Genomic DNA, 18,620 nt, shown 5'->3' on the forward strand with positions numbered 1-18,620 from the left:
AGAGGGGGAAGTATAGATGACAAAGTATATTTTCGTAACAGGCGGTGTTGTATCATCTCTAGGAAAAGGGATTACAGCAGCTTCTTTAGGCCGTTTATTAAAAAACCGTGGGTTGAACGTAACGATTCAAAAGTTTGATCCATACATTAATGTAGACCCAGGAACAATGAGTCCATACCAACACGGTGAGGTATTCGTAACGGATGACGGCGCGGAAACAGACTTAGACTTAGGTCACTATGAGCGTTTTATCGATATCAACTTAAATCGCTACAGCAACGTAACAACAGGTAAAGTATATTCAACGGTATTGAAAAAAGAGCGTCGCGGTGATTATTTAGGCGGAACAGTTCAGGTTATTCCGCACATCACAAATGAAATTAAAGAACGCGTTTTCCGTGCAGGTAAAGAAACAAATGCGGACGTTGTTATTACTGAAATCGGCGGAACGGTAGGAGATATTGAATCACTTCCTTTCCTAGAAGCTATTCGTCAAATCAAAAGTGATATTGGCCGTGACAATGTTATGTATATCCACTGTACACTTGTGCCATATTTAAAAGCTGCTGGTGAAATGAAAACAAAACCAACACAGCATAGTGTAAAAGAGTTACGTAGCTTAGGCATTCAGCCAAATGTTATCGTTGTTCGTACAGAAATGCCAATTTCTGAAGATATGAAAGACAAGCTAGCTTTATTCTGCGACATTGATCCAAAAGCGGTTATTGAGTGTGCAGACGCTGAAACATTATATGAAATTCCACTATCTTTACAAGAGCAGCACCTAGATCAAATCACATGCGATCACTTGAAATTAGATTGCAAAGAAGCAGAAATGACTGAGTGGAAAGCACTGGTTGAGAAAGTAAAAGGACTTTCAAATACGACAAAAATTGCATTGGTTGGTAAGTATGTAGAGCTTCAAGATGCTTATATTTCTGTCGTAGAAGCAATGAAACATGCTGGATATGCATTCGATGCAGATGTAAACATCAAGTGGGTAAATTCTGAATTTGTAACAAAAGAAAATGTTCAAGATTTACTTGGTGATGTAGATGGTATCTTAGTTCCAGGTGGATTTGGTGATCGTGGAATTGAAGGTAAAATTGTAGCAACACAATATGCACGTGAGCAAAAGGTTCCATTCTTAGGTATTTGCTTAGGTATGCAGCTGGCATCAGTTGAGTTTGCGCGTAATGTATTAGGCTTAGAAGGCGCACATTCAGCGGAAATTGCACCTGGAACCAATTATCCAATTATTGACTTATTACCAGAGCAAAAAGACGTAGAGGACCTAGGCGGTACATTGCGTTTAGGACTATACCCTTGTAAATTGTCTGAAGATACGCTTGCATATGAAGCATATCAAGATGAAGTGGTATATGAGCGTCATCGTCACCGTTATGAATTTAATAACGAATACCGTCAACAAATGGAAGAGAAAGGCTTTATCTTCTCTGGTACAAGCCCAGACGGCCGTTTAATTGAAATTGTAGAGCTAAAAGACCACCCATGGTTCTTGGCTTCACAATTCCACCCAGAGTTTACTTCTCGTCCAACAAGACCGCAACCATTGTTCAGAGAATTTATTCGCGCATCAATGGAGTCAGGCCAAAACAAATAAGTGAAATAAAAAACACGCTGTCTTTAGACAGCGTGTTTTTTATTCATATTCTTCTACGATTTCTTTTAATGTGAAAGTTAAACCATAGTACGCGTATAAAGCGACCATCATTGCTGGAAAACCAAATCTTGAGCCGTCTTCTCCAGGAATAAGCGGCTTTAACAATTTTGTATCAATATGAGCATCTGCGAGTGCTGTTAAAGAAGGTTCGGCTATCTCTTTAGGAACAGCAGCAATGCTAACAAATGGAATATCCCGTTTCTTTAAACGTTCAGCTATTTCCACTGCTTTATTATCTGTTGAAAATCGAGAGACAAGCAGTACGCGATCAACGCTAGTCAGCTGATCTAATTCATGTAAAGGCAAAGCTTTTGCCTGACTTAAAGGTTCTGCACTGCTTAGTGCTTCAAGCGTAATGGCGTGCATTTCTTCTACACCATAAATATAGATAAATCCTTCTCCGACAGAGGCCTGTGCTAAAATACGCGCGGCATCTTCAAATTGGAATTCTTCTTGTTCTTCAATTCGTTTAAAAAAACCTGAAAGTTGAGTTGTGAAAATTTTAAGCATAGAATCTCCCTTCGATTTAAGCGGCTAAAGCCGTCTATCTACACATTATAACGAAAAAAGCTATCTGTATTCTATCTTGAAATGAGCTACAATGAAAGTAAAGTGCAATGAAGTTGGATGGATGACAAAAAAAGCTATGTTTTGTAACAATTTCTCTAATAAGCAGGGATTTTTGTTTTAAAGGCGAAATACATATGTTAGTTTTGTCTGTAGAAGAGGAATATAAAAGGTGGGATTATATTGGCAGAGAAAATTTTAATTGTTGATGATCAGTATGGTATACGTATTTTATTAACGGAAGTGCTGCAAAAAGAAGGCTATACGACATTTCAAGCGGCGAACGGCTTCCAGGCGATTGATATTACAAAAGAGCAAGCACCGGATCTTGTCTTATTAGATATGAAAATTCCAGGAATGGATGGAATTGAAATTTTAAAAAGGTTAAAGCAGCACGATGAAACGATTAAAGTCATTATTATGACCGCTTATGGTGAATTGGATATGATTCAAGAAGCAAAAGATTTAGGAGCATTAACACACTTTGCAAAACCGTTTGATATTGATGAAATCCGAAAAGTTGTTAGGGAATATATACCAGTAAAGTCTAATTAAGGTTTTGGTAGGGTTTTCATCCTAACAAATTTTGAATATCAACCTAAAAATGTTGCTGTTTTCATTGTTAGTTGGTATCCTAATTACTGTATTCATAATTCGACAATCTATTATGTAAAGATGCGCGTTGTTTCTACATGAAACACTCAATTCAAGAGCATACTATTTGAGTGTGCCTTTTGGTTAGCATCTAATCTAAGGTTGATTTTAAGGAGGATTTCAATATGCCTTTAGTATCAATGAAAGAAATGCTTATTACAGCAAAAGAACAAGGCTATGCAGTAGGTCAATTTAACTTAAATAACTTAGAGTTTACTCAAGCTATTCTTCAAGCAGCAAAAGAAGAAAACTCTCCAGTTATTCTTGGTGTATCTGAAGGTGCAGCACGCTACATGGGCGGTTTCAAAACTGTTGTAGCAATGGTTGAAGCTCTAATCGAAGATTACGCCGTTCAAGTACCAGTTGCAATTCACTTAGACCACGGTTCAAGCTTTGAATCATGTGCAAAAGCAATCCATGCTGGATTCACTTCTGTAATGATCGATGCTTCTCACCATCCATTTGAAGAAAACATTGCAATTACTTCTAAAGTAGTTGAACTAGCTCACTTCCACGGAGTATCTGTAGAAGCAGAACTAGGAACTGTTGGTGGACAAGAAGACGACGTTATTGCTGAGGGCGTTATCTATGCAGATGCTAACGAGTGTGAAGAACTTGTTAACCGTACAGGTATCGATTGCTTAGCTCCAGCATTAGGATCAGTTCACGGACCATACAAAGGTGAACCAAACCTAGGTTTTGCTGAAATGAAAGAAATCGGAGATCGTACAGGCTTACCATTAGTTTTACATGGTGGAACTGGTATTCCAACAAAAGATATCCAAAAATCAGTTTCTTTAGGTACTGCTAAAATCAACGTAAACACTGAAAACCAAATTGCTTCAGCTAAAGCTGTTCGTGAAGTATTAGCTGCGCAACCTGAACAATATGATCCACGTAAATACTTAGGACCTGCTCGCGAAGCAATCAAAGAAACGGTTCAAGGTAAAATGCGTGAATTCGGTTCTTCTAACAAAGCATAATTTGAAATCTTCGGATTGCCTGTTTGCAGTTAGTTGAGTCTGAAAAATAAAACCGTCTTATTTTCATTGTAAGGCGGTTTTATTTTTACTATAATTTTCTTATCATTCTGAATACATAACACAGGGGGATGGCATTCATGAAGTTTTTTATTGATACGGCTAATTTAGACGAAATTAAGGAAGCGCATTCATTGGGTTTGTTAGCGGGGGTTACAACAAATCCTAGTTTAGTAGCTAAAGAGAACATCACGTTTGAAGATCGTCTTCGTGAAATTACAGAGTTCGTTGAAGGGTCTGTAAGTGCAGAAGTGATTGCGCTTGATGCAGAAGGCATGATTCGCGAAGGAAAAGAGCTTGCTGCGATTGCGCCGAATATCACAATCAAGGTACCGATGACTCCAGATGGCTTAAAAGCAGTAAAAGAATTTACTAGTTTAGGTATTAAGACAAACGTTACGCTTATTTTCTCAGCTAACCAAGCGTTAATGGCAGCAAGAGCAGGTGCTACTTACGTATCGCCTTTCTTAGGAAGATTAGACGATATTGGTTTTAATGGTCTCGATTTAATCTCAGATATCGCAGATATTTTTGCGATTCATGACATTCCATCAGAAATTATTGCAGCATCTATTCGTCATCCGATGCACGTAACAGAAGCTGCAAAAAATGGAGCACATATTGCGACAATTCCTTACAAAGTTTTAATGCAATTGTTCAAACATCCGTTAACAAACGCAGGAATTGACCAATTTTTGGCAGATTGGGAAAAACGAAATGTCTAAACATGTATAAATTTGTGTGGTGTTTACCATCCTGACAGGTGAATGCCATATTTTTCTTTTATCTTGTCGAAACTATACATGATTTTTTCATTTTCGTGTACACTAGTAGGTAATAGGAAAAATAACCATTCTTTTAGGTATTCTTTGTACCAAAATTTTCCTCAATTACTAGGTGAGAAACTTTCTTTCACTAGAAGGGAGCTATAAATGGAAAAGTTAAAAATACAAGGTGGCTTTACCTTAAGTGGATCCGTCCGCGTCAGTGGTGCTAAAAATAGTGCCGTTGCGCTTATTCCAGCAACAATTTTAGCCGAGTCACCTGTTACAATTGAAGGTCTGCCCGATATTTCAGACGTGCAGTTATTAGGGGATTTAGTTGAAGAAATTGGTGGGAAAGTAACCATTGATAACGACGAATTAACAGTAGATCCATCCGGAATGGTTGCAATGCCTTTACCGAACGGAAAAGTAAAAAAATTACGCGCTTCTTATTATTTAATGGGGGCGATGTTGGGACGCTTTAAAAAAGCGGTAGTTGGGCTTCCAGGAGGCTGTTACCTTGGTCCTAGACCAATCGATCAGCACATTAAAGGCTTTGAAGCTCTTGGCGCTAAAGTAACAAATGAACAAGGAGCTATTTACATTCGAGCTGAGGAACTGATTGGTGCTCGAATTTATTTAGACGTTGTTAGCGTAGGAGCAACAATCAATATTATGCTCGCTGCTGTAAGAGCAAAAGGGCGTACCGTTATTGAGAATGCTGCTAAAGAGCCTGAAATTATTGATGTAGCTACGTTGCTGACAAGTATGGGTGCCCGTATTAAAGGTGCAGGTACGGATGTTATTCGAATTGATGGAGTAGATCAATTAAAAGGATGCCGTCATTCCATCATTCCAGACCGAATTGAAGCAGGCACATATATGATCATGGGAGCGAGTATGGGAAAAGAAGTTGTTGTGGACAACGTTATCCCTCAGCATTTGGAGTCATTAACGGCTAAAATGCGTGAGATGGGTATTCATATCGAAACAAGCTCAGATCAGATTCTTGTAGCGACTCGTCAGCTATTGAAGCCCGTAGATATTAAGACGCTAGTATATCCAGGTTTTCCAACTGATTTACAGCAGCCATTTACGACGCTTCTAACAAGAGCGTCTGGTACAAGCGTTGTGACAGATACAATTTATGGTGCAAGGTTTAAGCATATTGATGAACTGAGACGAATGAATGCATCTGTTAAGGTAGAAGGGCGTTCTGCTATTATTAATGGTCCCATTCACTTACAAGGTGCACGTGTGAAAGCGTCGGACTTACGGGCAGGAGCAGCTCTCGTAACCGCTGGCTTAATGGCCAAAGGGATTACAGAGGTAACGGGTTTAGAGCACATTGACCGAGGTTACAGTCATTTAGTAGACAAGCTATCGGATTTAGGGGCAATGATTTGGCGTGAAGAGATGACTCAAGAGGAAATTGAGCAATTTCAAAATTCATAAAGGCAAATCGGTGCCACAGTCATGAAAGCAAAGTTTAGAAATGAGCTTTTTAATAAGCTACACAGGCGTAGGAGCGTTCTTCTATCTCTGTGTAGCTTATATATTTATGAATAGGGTAAATAGATAAAAAGGGAAGCTAAAAGGTAAATTTCACTTCTTATTTTAACGTCCAGTTTATTTCCTTTAATGTGAAATTATGAAAAGGTTTTCCTCGCTTCTCGTAAGCTATTAAATTTCCTTTTTTTTATTCATCTTCTAAAGTAAAAAAAGATTGATTAAAAAGATAGAAAAAGGTTAGAATATAAATTGCTACGTTAAATTTATCAAGATAATATAAATGGTTTTATGTCGGAATTATTCTTCTAAAAGTGTATAGTTAATCAATTGATTCTACTTATTATACTTCAAAGGTTATATTCTCCATTTTCACAGATTTATTCCATCCATATCATCTCTCAATTTTATATTTGAATTTGAATTTAATATGGGAGGAACGGTTAAAAATTATTCATTATAAAGCGTGGTGTCCTAATGAACTTAACATTATCCAGTTTAGAAAATATGAAATTAAAAGAGCTGTATGAACATGCTCGTGAGTATAAAGTTTCGTACTATAGTAAATTAACGAAAAAAGAACTTGTCTTTGCTATTTTAAAGGCTCAAGCTGAACAAGATGGGCTTTTATTTATGGAAGGCGTTCTTGAAATTATTCAATCAGAAGGATTCGGTTTCTTACGACCAATTAACTATTCACCGAGTTCAGAAGATATTTATATCTCAGCTTCACAAATTCGTCGCTTCGATCTGCGTAATGGAGACAAGGTATCGGGGAAAGTTCGTCCTCCAAAAGAAAATGAGCGCTACTACGGATTATTACATGTAGAAGCAGTAAACGGAGAAGATCCAGAAACGTCAAAAGATCGCGTGCATTTTCCAGCGCTAACGCCAATTTATCCAAATGAACAAATGCTGCTAGAAACTCAGCCAAGAAGTTTCTCTACGCGTATTATTGACTTGATTTCACCAATTGGATTTGGGCAAAGGGGACTAATTGTCGCGCCGCCAAAAGCAGGTAAAACGATGCTATTAAAAGAAATTGCCAATAGCATTACAACGAATCATCCTGATGCAGAATTGATTGTTCTTCTTATCGATGAGCGTCCTGAGGAAGTGACGGACATTGAGCGTTCGGTTGACGGTGATGTTGTCAGTTCTACATTTGACGAAGTGCCAGAAAACCACATTAAAGTAGCGGAACTTGTACTTGAACGTGCGATGAGATTAGTTGAACACAAAAAAGATGTTGTCATTTTGATGGACAGCATCACAAGACTTGCTCGTGCTTATAACTTAGTTATTCCACCGAGCGGTCGTACACTATCAGGGGGTATTGACCCGGCTGCTTTTCACCGTCCAAAACGATTCTTTGGAGCGGCTCGTAACATTGAAGATGGAGGCAGCTTAACCATTCTGGCAACAGCCTTAATTGATACAGGCTCTCGTATGGATGATGTTATTTATGAAGAGTTTAAAGGTACAGGTAACATGGAACTGCATCTAGATCGTTCACTAGCTGAAAAACGTATCTTCCCTGCGATTGACATTCGTCGCTCAGGCACACGTAAAGAAGAGCTGTTAATTCCAAAAGAGCATTTAGACCACTTATGGGCAATTCGTAAATCAATGGCAGATGCTCCTGATTTTGCAGAAAAATTCTTAAAACGTTTACGTCAAACAAAGACAAATGAAGAGTTCTTCTCGATGTTAACGGAAGAGAAAAAAACACTTCTAGCAAATAAACGATAAGTTATAAAACATGTGGTTGCAAAAGCATACAACCCTTGTTATAATTTCATCATGTGTGTTGATAAAGTACACAGTGAAATAGTTATTATTTCATCACTATCTTTATCAATAAACTCTGTTTCAGAATGATTCAGGGCGGAAGGAGATGAAACGAATGAAAACAGGAATTCATCCAAACTATAAAACAGTTATGGTTAAATGTACTTGCGGAAACGAATTTGAAAGTGGTTCTGTAAAAGAAGAGATCCGCGTTGAGACTTGTTCTGAATGTCACCCATTCTACACTGGTCGTCAAAAATTCGCTGAAGCTGGTGGCCGTGTTGATCGCTTCAACAAAAAATACGGTCTTAAATAATCACATTGTCGAAACAAACAGGCAAGTAGCTTAACTTCTTGCCTGTTTTTTTGCTTATAAAAGTAGAAAAACAGTGTCTGCTTGATAAAAAAGTGGGTACTTTATCATAGGAATAAGATCTACATAGAAGACGTAGATTAAGTTAGTAGCGGTTCGCTCAGGAACGGAACGAGAAGAAGGGAGAGTCCCGCAGTGGTGTACGTAATGAAACAAAGCGGTTGGATAGAAGTAATTTGTGGCAGTATGTTTTCAGGGAAATCAGAAGAGTTAATTCGACGTGTGCGCCGCACGCAGTTTGCTAAACAAAAAGCACAAGTGTTCAAGCCTGCAATCGATAATCGATATAGCGAAGAAGCGGTCGTTTCACATAATGGTACATCTGTTATGGCTTATTCAATCTCGGCATCGCGCGATATTTTAAAGCGAGTAGATGAAGAGACAGACGTAGTAGCGATAGATGAAGTACAGTTTTTTGACACAAATATTTTAGAAATTGTTCAATCTTTAGCGGATCAAGGCTTTCGTGTGATTGTAGCGGGGTTAGATCAAGACTTCAAAGGTGAACCTTTTGGACAAATGCCGCAGTTAATGGCTATTGCAGAGTCGGTAACAAAGCTACAGGCTGTGTGCGCTTCATGTGGCTCTCCTGCGAGCCGTACGCAGCGTTTGATTAACGGTGAGCCTGCTTCTTATGACGACCCTATTATTTTAGTCGGTGCGTCTGAATCGTACGAACCAAGATGTCGTCATTGCCACGTTGTGCAAAAGTCTAAAGGACAAGCTGTGTCTGTGGACTCAAGCGAAATGGTCGAAAAATAAAGCAAGAATTTTATGATGATAAAAACAGAACGCGCAGTTCTGTTTTTTTGTTCATATACGTGTATTAACAAGGTTTTGACTCTATTTTAAAGCTATACTATAATTACAATGTTATGGATAAAGAATGAGGTGAATGACGTGTTTGATCGTTTAGAAGCGGTAGAGGCGCGCTATGAGAAGTTAAACGAACTTCTGAGTGACCCTGAGATCGTAAACAACCCCTCTAAGTTGAGAGAATATTCGAAGGAACAATCAGATATACAACAAACGGTAGCAGCTTATCAGGAATACAAAGATGTAAAAGAGCAGTTATCAGAAGCGAAAACGATGCTTGAAGATAAGCTTGATGCAGATATGCGTGACATGGTAAAAGAAGAAATTGCCGAGTTAGAAACGCAGCAAGAAGAGCTAGTTGAAAAGCTACGTATTTTATTAATTCCAAAAGATCCAAACGATGATAAAAACGTAATCATGGAAGTTCGTGGAGCGGCTGGTGGAGATGAAGCAGCATTATTCGCAGCTAATTTGTACCGAATGTATTCGCGCTTTGCTGAATCACAAGGCTGGAAAACAGAAGTAATGGAAGCAACGACTACTGGAGTAGGCGGTTATAAAGAAATTATCTTTATGATTAACGGTAAAGGTGCGTACTCAAAGATGAAATTTGAAAACGGTGCACACCGTGTTCAACGAGTTCCTGAAACAGAATCAGGCGGTCGTATTCATACATCTACAGCAACGGTAGCATGTCTTCCTGAAGCGGAAGAAGTCGAAGTGGACATTCATGAAAAAGACATCCGTGTAGATACATTTGCTTCAAGTGGACCTGGTGGCCAAAGTGTTAATACGACGATGTCAGCCGTTCGTTTAACGCATTTACCAACAAATACAGTGGTATCATGTCAAGATGAAAAGTCTCAAATTAAAAATAAAGAAAAAGCAATGAAAGTATTGCGCGCTCGCGTGTACGATAAGTTCCAGCGAGAAGCACAAGCAGAGTACGATGCAACGCGCAAACAAGCAGTTGGATCTGGAGATCGCTCCGAGCGTATCCGTACGTATAACTTCCCGCAAAATCGCGTAACGGACCACCGTATTGGTCTGACGATTCAAAAGCTAGATCAAATCTTAGAAGGCAAGCTTGATGAAATTATCGATGCATTAGTCATGGAAGACCAAGCGCGCCGAATGGAAGATTCGAACTAATGAAAGTATTTGAAGCCCTTAAGTGGGCTTCTTCTTTTTTGAAAGAGGCAAAGCGAGATGAAAACGCGGGAGAACTCTTGCTTCGCCATCACTTGCAGATGACGAGAACTCATTTGCTAGGTGCTCTGCAGGAAGAACTAGAAGAAGAAATTCTAAAAAGATTTGAACAAGATGTCCATGCTCATAAAGCAGGTATGCCTGTACAATATCTAATCGGGACAGAAGAATTTTACGGGCGTTCATTTATTGTAAACGAACATGTATTAATTCCAAGACCCGAAACGGAAGAGCTGGTATACGGAATGATTTCTCGAATAAAAAAAGAATTTCAACACCAGCCTATTGAGCTTGTAGATATTGGAACGGGAAGTGGGGCAATTGCTATCACTTTAGCTTTGGAGGTTGACAGAGTGGAAGTTACAGCAACAGATATAGCTATAGAATCTTTAAGCGTAGCCAAAGAAAATGCTCAAAACCTGGACGCTGCTGTCACGTTTATACAGGGAGATCTATTACAACCATTTCTATTATCGAATCAGAAATTTGATGTAATTGTGTCTAATCCGCCTTATATTCCAGCAGATGATGAGTTGTCCACAGTGGTAAAAGATCATGAGCCAAACCGAGCTCTTTTTGGTGGAAAAGATGGCCTGGATTTTTATCGGCGTTTCATGGAAGAGTTGCCATATGTGACGAAGTCAAATAGTATTATTGGATTTGAAGTCGGGGCCGGACAGACAAAAGATGTAGCTGAGATGCTGCAAAAAACGTTTCCGACAGCTTTTGTAGAATGTGTATATGATATTAATGGAAAAGATCGAATGGTTTTTGCACAACTTCGCGAGAACTAAAAAAATCAGAGGGAATGATTTTCCCTTTGATTTTTGAAAATCATGCATTTTTTTACTAAATTACTAGTTTAAGATATCTTGCTTTCGGCCATACTGTTCCTATGAAAGGGCGGTGGCCGAAATGAAGAAATATGCTATCATTTATTTTATTTTATTAATTATTGGAGCAAATGCTCAACTTATATATACACATAACCAAGTGCAGGCAGATCAGCCTGCAGTCATTCCAGACGAGGCAATTCGACTGCGCATTTTAGCAAACAGCGACGGTGAAAAAGACCAGTACGTAAAACGTCTGATTCGTGACCGCGTGAACGAACAAATCACAGAATGGGTAAAAGATTTAACATCTGTAACTGTAGCTCGAAAAACAATTAAAGAAAATTTGCCGGCGCTTGAAACAATTGCGAAAGAAGTGCTAAAAGAAGAAGGTGTAAATGAATCTGTTCATGTTAAATTCGGAAAAGTAGAGTTTCCTACTAAGTTGTACGGTCAGTTTTTATATCCAGCAGGTGAGTATGAAGCCGTGCTTATTACTCTTGGCAAAGGAGAGGGAGCAAACTGGTGGTGCGTACTATTTCCTCCTTTATGCTTCTTAGATTTCTCAAACGGTGAAGCGGTAAAAGCGCCGGAGCCATCTGAAGAAGAGCCAAAGGAAGAAAAAGAGAAACCAGCAGCTTCTGAATCAAAATCTGCAGACAAAACAGATGACAAATCGGCTGAAAGTAAAGAGCCCGCAGTGAAAACAGAAATTCAATCTGCAACTATTACATCAGATTCTATTGAGCAGAAAGCTGAGGAATCTTCTCAACCAACAGTATCTTCTAAAGAAGCAATTGCAAAAGATACAAGCACAGTAAAGGAAGAAACAAGTGCTAAGGCTGAAAAAAAGGAAAGTAAAGAAGCTGAAAAGTCTATTTCATCTAAGAAAAAAGCTGATTCTAAATCAAAAGAAGATTCTGTAGAAGTTAAGTTTTTTGTAGTAGAATGGGTATCGTCAGTATTTAATTAATAGAATCATTAAAAATAAAATTCAGTTCTACTTTTTTTAATCATCTCATAGATTTGTTACTAGAAAACAAGTTGAGGTGATTAAAATGAGAGAACAATTAAAAATTGCCAGTGAAAATGATTATATTCGAATTCAGCAGTTTTTACAAAAAGCGGGCATCAGCACAGCAGGTGTGGAAGAGCATATTCATCAATTTGTCATAATGGAAAATGAAGAAGGCGAGCTGCTAGCAACAGTTGGGTTTGAAAAAGAAGGTGTGGATGGAATTCTCCGCTCCCTTGTCGTGTCTCCTTCTTTAATGCAATCTGATATTCTGCTGCTATTTAAAAGCATCGTCCAGCTGGCTCAAAAGCATGGCGTGAAGCAACTATATTTACTAACAAATAAGGCATCTTCTCTACATTTTTTTCAAATGATGAATTTTCAGCAAACATCTTACAGTGCACTGCCTGAGTTGTTAAAAGAACATTCTTATTTAAAAAAGTTACCAAACCCTCAGGATGTCTATGTGATGTTTTATGCAGCTAGTTAAAAGAAAATGTGGATAAATCATTTTAAAGGGGTATCCACAATGTTATTCACAAAAATATGAGCTTTATCCACATTTTGTGGATAAAGCTTGTTTGTTGATATAATGAATGCAGGTATTTTACTATCTATGATACATATTGTACTTTTAAAGTAAAAAAAACCTAGATATAGAAAGAAAAAGGAGTTGAAGAAGATGGAAACTAAGTTATGGGTTGTGGATAATTTTACGAACGAAAAAGATATTTATCCACAGATAGAAGAAGCAGCAGATTTGCTGCGCAATCACGAAGTGGTTGCTTTTCCTACAGAGACGGTGTATGGATTAGGAGGAGATGCAACATCGGATAAAGCTGTGGATAAAATTTTTGCAGCGAAAGGACGTCCTAGTGATAACCCTCTTATTGTTCATATTGGAGATAAAGAGCAGCTTCATACATTTGTAGAGTCGATTCCTTCAAAAGCAGAGAAAGTGATCGATGCTTTTTGGCCGGGTCCTCTTACAGTAATATTACCCAAAAAAGATCGAGTTTCAGATAAGGTTACGGCTGGTTTAAGCAGCATTGCAGTGAGAATGCCATCACATCCAGTAGCCCTCGCATTATTAAAAAAAGTGGCTTTGCCTATCGCAGCTCCTAGTGCAAACCTTTCCGGCAAGCCGAGTCCCACTCTAGCTCATCATGTGATGAATGATTTAGAAGGGCGTATTAGCGGAGTTGTAGACGGAGGAGCAACAGGGGTAGGAGTAGAGTCGACTGTCCTTGATTGTACCGAAGAGATTCCTATCATTTTACGTCCGGGCGGCATTACTCAGAAAGAGTTGGAAAATGTCATTGGTCCCGTAAAAGTAGATCGAGCGTTACTAAGTGATAAAGAAGCGCCAAAATCTCCAGGTATGAAATACACGCATTACGCACCTGATGCACCGCTTGTCATTGTTGACGGCAGTTCAGATTTTTTCCAATCTATTATCGATCGCTATAAAGATCAGGGTAAGCGAGTAGGGGTATTAACGACATCTGAACATGAAGATGCGTATAAAGCGGATGCGGTTATCACATGTGGATCTCGTTCAAATTTAGAGACGGTTGCTAGCCACTTATACGAGTCGCTTCGTTCATTTAATGAGTGTGACGTAGATGTTATCGTTAGTGAAAGTTTTTCTGAAGAAGGAGTCGGTCATGCCGTTATGAACCGATTAATGAAAGCTGCAGGACATCACGTGATTAAGCAATAAAATTCATCTTCTAAACCTTTTCGAATGTGCATATTTTGAAATAGGAGCACGTCCGAGGAGGGTAAAGATGAATGTATCTCAGTTAATTAGTGAAATGATCACGTTAGTCATTATGGCGTTTGCCTTAGGAATGGATGCTTTCTCAGTTGGTTTGGGAATGGGATTAATTCGTTTACGCTTTCGCCAAATTTTCTACATTGGTGTTGTTATCGGTGTATTTCATATTTGGATGCCGCTGTTAGGCATGTTTATTGGACGACTTTTGTCTGATAAACTTGGAATGTTTGCTACCTATGGCGGTGGAATTTTATTGTTGATTCTTGGGGCGCAGATGATTTATTCCTCCTTTAAGCATGACGATACGCCGTTTATCAAACCAGTTGGCTTTGGACTGTTATTTTTTGCGCTCAGCGTGAGTCTAGATAGTTTTTCTGTTGGACTTAGCTTAGGTATTTTTGGGGCAAGAACGTTTTTGACCATTATTGTTTTTGGCGTAGTGAGTATGCTATTAACTTGGTTAGGACTGCTGTTAGGCAGAAGAGTACAAGGTTGGCTTGGTTCATATAGTGAGGCACTGGGCGGGAGCATTTTATTAGCTTTTGGAATCAAATTGTTACTACCTTTTTAACTATATATAAATAGGTAAAGGATCATGACCATGCAGGTTATGGTCTTTTTTTGCTTCTTTTAGATTGCAGTGATAAAAGAAGCAAAGCGAAGTCGTTTTTTCGAGATGCATGAAGCGATAATGGATAAAAAATACCCGAAAAAGCTAACTGGATTTATGCAGGCAATAGAGATACAATAGGGTGGAATATCAACATAGTCGAACATAGTGAAAGCAAGGGAGGATGTATCTTGAAAAACATCTTATTTGTATGTACAGGAAACACGTGCCGCAGCCCTATGGCAGAAGCGTTGCTCAAAGCTAAAGAGATAGATGGAATAAACGTGAAGTCTGCAGGCGTATTCGCTTCAAATGGAAGTGAAGCTTCTGTTCATGCACAAGTTGCCCTTCACCAGAAAGGCATAGCTTGTTCTCATGCTTCGGCAGCATTAACGGAAGAACAATTGATGTGGGCTACTTATATTTTTACGATGACGGAGCAGCATAAAATGCTGATTTTGAACCAAGCTCCATACGTAAGTGATAAATTATTTACGCTAAAAGAATTTGCCGACGAGCAAGGTGAAGTATCTGATCCGTTTGGCGGATCATTACAGACGTACGAACAGACTTTAGAAGAGTTAGAGCGTATGATTAACAAAATAGTCGACAAATTATAAAAGGTCCCATAAATTTTTGCTGACTTAAAATGAACAGAAATTTAATATAAGACGAAGGTACGTATGAGGAGGAAACAAAGATGAAAGTAGCTATTGCATCTGACCACGGCGGTATAAATTTGCGACAGGAAATTATCTCTTTAATGGAAGAATTAAATATTGAATATGTGGATTTAGGGTGTGAATGCACAGCGTCCGTAGACTATCCGGATTATGCACTTCCCGTTGCTCAAAAAGTGGCGAGCCAAGAAGTAAGCCGAGGCATTCTTATTTGTGGAACAGGCATCGGTATGAGTATAGCAGCTAATAAAGTAAAAGGAATTCGCTGTGCTCTAGTGCATGATACGTTCAGTGCAAAAGCGACAAGAGAACATAATGATAGCAACATTTTGGCAATGGGTGAACGTGTCATTGGGCCGGGACTTGCACGTGAAATTGCGAAAATTTGGTTAATGACAGAATTTGAAGGCGGCCGACATGAAAATCGCGTGAATAAAATTAAACAGTATGAGCAGCAAAGTGATGCAACATTAACTGTATAATGTGAACGTATTCAATGAAAGAAAGGAAGAAAAACGTGTCTGAACTTACGAAATGGAAAGAGCAGTTGGAAACAGTTTTATCTGATTTTTTAGCACAAGTGCAGTTGTCTTCAGAACATACACTTGTCATTGGATGCAGTACAAGCGAGGTAATTGGTGAAAAAATAGGAACCGCAGGCGCAATGGAAGTCGCAGAAATGATTTTTGATGCACTATCAGATTTTCGAAAAAAGACGGGTGTTCACTTAGCATTTCAATGCTGTGAACATCTCAATCGAGCACTGGTAGTAGAAAGAGAATTAGCTCGCAAAGAGCGTTTAGAAATGGTTAGTGTTGTGCCTATTCATAAAGCAGGCGGAGCGATGGCTACACAGGCCTATGGCCAGCTTAAAGATCCTGTTTTGGTAGAGTTTATTAAAGCTGATGCCGGTATTGATATTGGAGATACATTCATTGGTATGCATTTAAAGCATGTCGCAGTACCCGTTCGTTGTACGTTAAACGCAGTTGGACACGCTCATGTTACTTTAGCAAAGACGCGTCCAAAACTAATTGGTGGAATGAGAGCGTTTTACGAACTTTCGTAATTAAATATATTAAAATAATACACATTTTTTCTTTTTTATTCTAAATAAATCATGTTACAATGTAGTTGAATCAACAAATAACGAACATTGCGAATACGAAATGAGGAGAGGATTTTGATGGAGAAACAACTAATGCAACAAGATCCAGCAGTTTATAATGCGATCAAGGATGAATTACAAAGACAACGTACTAAGATTGAGCTAATTGCTTCAGAAAACTTTGTAACAACAGCGGTAATGGAAGCACAAGGTTCAGTTTTAACAAATAAATATGCTGAAGGCTATCCAGCTAAACGTTACTACGGTGGTTGTGAACACGTAGACGTAGTAGAAGACTTAGCTCGTGATCGTGCAAAAGAAATTTTCGGAGCAGAGCACGTGAATGTTCAACCTCACTCAGGTGCACAAGCAAACATGGCTGTATACTTCACAGTTTTAGAGGCTGGAGACACAGTACTTGGTATGAATTTATCGCACGGCGGTCACTTAACGCACGGAAGTCCTGTTAACTTTAGTGGTGTTCAGTACAATTTCATCGAATATGGCGTAGATCGTGAAACACATCGCATTAACTACGATGATGTATTAGAAAAAGCTCGTACACATAAACCAAAATTAATTGTGGCTGGTGCAAGCGCATATCCACGCGCAATCGACTTCAAGCGTTTCCGTGAAATCGCTGATGAAGTAGGAGCTTATTTAATGGTAGACATGGCTCACATTGCTGGTCTAGTAGCTGCAGGACTTCATCAAAATCCTGTGCCACATGCTCATTTCGTTACAACTACAACACATAAAACACTGCGCGGACCACGTGGCGGTATGATTTTATGTAAAGAAGAATTTGCGAAAAAGATTGATAAGTCAATCTTCCCTGGTATTCAAGGTGGTCCATTGATGCACGTTATCGCTGCAAAAGCAGTAGCATTTGGTGAAGCATTACAAGATGAATTTAAGCACTATGCTCAAAATATCATCGACAATGCTAATCGTTTAGCAGAAGGATTAAAGAAAGAAGGATTTGCTCTTGTATCTGAAGGAACAGACAATCACCTTGTGTTAATCGACGTAAGTTCAATGAATTTGACAGGTAAAGTAGCTGAAAAAGCACTTGATGATGTAGGTATTACAACAAACAAAAATACAATTCCTTACGATGAGCAAAGCCCATTTGTAACAAGCGGTATCCGTATTGGTACAGCTGCGGTTACAACTCGCGGATTTGGCTTAGAAGAGATGGATGAAATTGCTTCTATCATCGGATTAACGCTTAAAAATATTGAAGATGAAGAAAAGCTAGCTGAAGCTAAAACACGCGTTGAAGCTTTAACAAGCAAGTTTGAAATGTATAAATCACTGTAAGAGAGACAGGCCTTTGTGCCTGTTTTTTTATGGAGAAAGTGGTAGCAATTCAATCATTTTTTGAATAATGCTTGAACTCAAAAACTTTTTTCTGTAAAATGAATGCAATGTATAAATTTAATTAGCAAGAGATATGTTTTTACTAGTACGTACCATTCAATTCGTTGAATGGTATTTTAATGTGTACATCTTTATATATAAGGAGAGATATCAATGGGCAAAGTATACGTATTTGATCACCCGCTTATTCAACACAAATTAACTTACATACGCGATGTAAAAACGGGAACGAAAGAGTTTCGTGAATTAGTTGATGAAGTGGCAAGCTTAATGGCTTTTGAAGCGACACGTGATTTACCGCTAGAAGACGTTGAAATTGAAACACCGGTTTGCAAAACAAAGTCAAAAGTTATTGCAGGGAAAAAGCTTGGTATCGTTCCAATTCTTCGTGCTGGTATCGGCATGGTAGATGGATTTTTAAAACTAATGCCAGCTGCTAAAGTTGGACACGTTGGCTTATATCGTGATCCAGAAACATTACAGCCTGTTGAATATTATGTAAAGCTGCCTAATGATGTAGAAGAGCGTGACTTTATTGTAGTAGATCCTATGCTTGCAACAGGAGGGTCAGCTGTAGAAGCAATCAACTCTCTTAAAAAAAGAGGCGCTAAAAACATTAAATTTATGTGTTTAATTGCTGCTCCTGAAGGCGTGGAAATCGTAAAAGAAGCACACCCTGACGTAGATATTTACATTGCGGCATTAGATGAAAAATTAAATGACCATGGATATATTGTTCCAGGTTTAGGTGATGCAGGGGATCGTTTATTCGGTACAAAATAATTTGTAGATTCGGGTGATGAA

20 protein-coding genes are annotated in these 18,620 nt (G+C 38.7%); 19 read left to right on the forward strand and 1 reads right to left on the reverse strand.

Annotated elements, in window-relative coordinates:
• Nucleotides 1–16 precede the first annotated feature (16 nt).
• The gene (locus AC1DEF_RS20885; RefSeq protein WP_034648257.1) at nucleotides 17–1,624 is read left to right on the forward strand and encodes a CTP synthase; all 1,608 of its coding nucleotides are present in this window, start codon (nucleotides 17–19) and stop codon (nucleotides 1,622–1,624) included.
• Nucleotides 1,625–1,663: 39 nt separating this feature from the next.
• On the opposite strand, the gene AC1DEF_RS20890 is transcribed toward AC1DEF_RS20885, so the two are convergent.
• Complete coding sequence (locus AC1DEF_RS20890; protein WP_025752481.1) at nucleotides 1,664–2,194, reverse strand: DUF2529 family protein; 531 nt, start codon at nucleotides 2,192–2,194, stop codon at nucleotides 1,664–1,666.
• Between the two features lie 237 nt (nucleotides 2,195–2,431).
• Here AC1DEF_RS20890 and AC1DEF_RS20895 point away from each other — a divergent pair, with 237 nt between their 5' ends.
• The 18 genes from AC1DEF_RS20895 to upp all read left to right on the forward strand — a co-directional run bounded on the left by AC1DEF_RS20895 (nucleotide 2,432) and on the right by upp (nucleotide 18,599).
• Nucleotides 2,432–2,806, forward strand: coding sequence for a response regulator (locus AC1DEF_RS20895; protein WP_087944205.1), 375 nt, complete (start codon nucleotides 2,432–2,434; stop codon nucleotides 2,804–2,806).
• 224 nt (nucleotides 2,807–3,030) lie between these two features.
• Entirely contained in the window at nucleotides 3,031–3,888 is an 858-nt protein-coding gene (locus AC1DEF_RS20900) for a class II fructose-bisphosphate aldolase (protein ID WP_097824920.1), read from the forward strand.
• 137 nt (nucleotides 3,889–4,025) lie between these two features.
• Nucleotides 4,026–4,670, forward strand: coding sequence for a fructose-6-phosphate aldolase (gene fsa / locus AC1DEF_RS20905; protein ID WP_013059825.1), 645 nt, complete (start codon nucleotides 4,026–4,028; stop codon nucleotides 4,668–4,670).
• Nucleotides 4,671–4,877: 207 nt separating this feature from the next.
• Nucleotides 4,878–6,164, forward strand: a complete 1,287-nt coding sequence (locus AC1DEF_RS20910; protein ID WP_013059824.1) for a UDP-N-acetylglucosamine 1-carboxyvinyltransferase — start codon at nucleotides 4,878–4,880, stop codon at nucleotides 6,162–6,164.
• A gap of 531 nt (nucleotides 6,165–6,695) precedes the next feature.
• Nucleotides 6,696–7,970 carry a transcription termination factor Rho gene (rho, locus tag AC1DEF_RS20915; protein ID WP_013059823.1) on the forward strand — a complete coding sequence of 425 codons (1,275 nt, stop codon included), beginning with the start codon at nucleotides 6,696–6,698 and terminating at the stop codon, nucleotides 7,968–7,970.
• A 154-nt stretch (nucleotides 7,971–8,124) separates the two neighbouring features.
• Nucleotides 8,125–8,325 carry a 50S ribosomal protein L31 gene (gene rpmE / locus AC1DEF_RS20920; protein ID WP_013085477.1) on the forward strand — a complete coding sequence of 67 codons (201 nt, stop codon included), beginning with the start codon at nucleotides 8,125–8,127 and terminating at the stop codon, nucleotides 8,323–8,325.
• A 204-nt stretch (nucleotides 8,326–8,529) separates the two neighbouring features.
• Nucleotides 8,530–9,144 (forward strand): thymidine kinase, encoded by a 615-nt coding sequence (locus AC1DEF_RS20925; RefSeq protein WP_411970504.1) that lies wholly within the window; start codon nucleotides 8,530–8,532, stop codon nucleotides 9,142–9,144.
• A 138-nt stretch (nucleotides 9,145–9,282) separates the two neighbouring features.
• Nucleotides 9,283–10,350, forward strand: coding sequence for a peptide chain release factor 1 (prfA, locus tag AC1DEF_RS20930; protein WP_013059820.1), 1,068 nt, complete (start codon nucleotides 9,283–9,285; stop codon nucleotides 10,348–10,350).
• The gene (gene prmC / locus AC1DEF_RS20935) at nucleotides 10,350–11,201 is read left to right on the forward strand and encodes a peptide chain release factor N(5)-glutamine methyltransferase (protein ID WP_043977488.1); all 852 of its coding nucleotides are present in this window, start codon (nucleotides 10,350–10,352) and stop codon (nucleotides 11,199–11,201) included. The genes prfA and prmC overlap by 1 nt, the downstream gene beginning before the upstream one ends.
• A gap of 121 nt (nucleotides 11,202–11,322) precedes the next feature.
• Complete coding sequence (spoIIR, locus tag AC1DEF_RS20940) at nucleotides 11,323–12,213, forward strand: stage II sporulation protein R (RefSeq protein WP_025752486.1); 891 nt, start codon at nucleotides 11,323–11,325, stop codon at nucleotides 12,211–12,213.
• An 85-nt stretch (nucleotides 12,214–12,298) separates the two neighbouring features.
• A complete protein-coding gene (locus tag AC1DEF_RS20945; RefSeq protein WP_013059817.1) occupies nucleotides 12,299–12,745 on the forward strand; it encodes a GNAT family N-acetyltransferase in 447 nt (148 codons plus the stop codon).
• 192 nt (nucleotides 12,746–12,937) lie between these two features.
• The gene (locus tag AC1DEF_RS20950; protein ID WP_043977484.1) at nucleotides 12,938–13,978 is read left to right on the forward strand and encodes an L-threonylcarbamoyladenylate synthase; all 1,041 of its coding nucleotides are present in this window, start codon (nucleotides 12,938–12,940) and stop codon (nucleotides 13,976–13,978) included.
• 67 nt (nucleotides 13,979–14,045) lie between these two features.
• Nucleotides 14,046–14,606 carry a manganese efflux pump MntP gene (locus AC1DEF_RS20955; RefSeq protein ID WP_013059815.1) on the forward strand — a complete coding sequence of 187 codons (561 nt, stop codon included), beginning with the start codon at nucleotides 14,046–14,048 and terminating at the stop codon, nucleotides 14,604–14,606.
• Between the two features lie 230 nt (nucleotides 14,607–14,836).
• On the forward strand, nucleotides 14,837–15,265 hold the full coding sequence (locus AC1DEF_RS20960) for a low molecular weight protein arginine phosphatase (protein ID WP_025752493.1): 429 nt from the start codon (nucleotides 14,837–14,839) through the stop codon (nucleotides 15,263–15,265).
• Between the two features lie 80 nt (nucleotides 15,266–15,345).
• Nucleotides 15,346–15,807, forward strand: a complete 462-nt coding sequence (gene rpiB, locus AC1DEF_RS20965) for a ribose 5-phosphate isomerase B (protein WP_013085468.1) — start codon at nucleotides 15,346–15,348, stop codon at nucleotides 15,805–15,807.
• A 35-nt stretch (nucleotides 15,808–15,842) separates the two neighbouring features.
• Nucleotides 15,843–16,394 (forward strand): TIGR01440 family protein, encoded by a 552-nt coding sequence (locus tag AC1DEF_RS20970; protein WP_377575631.1) that lies wholly within the window; start codon nucleotides 15,843–15,845, stop codon nucleotides 16,392–16,394.
• A gap of 117 nt (nucleotides 16,395–16,511) precedes the next feature.
• Entirely contained in the window at nucleotides 16,512–17,756 is a 1,245-nt protein-coding gene (locus AC1DEF_RS20975) for a serine hydroxymethyltransferase (protein ID WP_013059811.1), read from the forward strand.
• Nucleotides 17,757–17,969: 213 nt separating this feature from the next.
• Nucleotides 17,970–18,599 (forward strand): uracil phosphoribosyltransferase, encoded by a 630-nt coding sequence (gene upp / locus AC1DEF_RS20980; protein WP_013059810.1) that lies wholly within the window; start codon nucleotides 17,970–17,972, stop codon nucleotides 18,597–18,599.
• The last annotated feature ends 21 nt before the right edge of the window (nucleotides 18,600–18,620 follow it).

It is taken from the genome of Priestia sp. 10L35, from assembly GCF_056395685.1.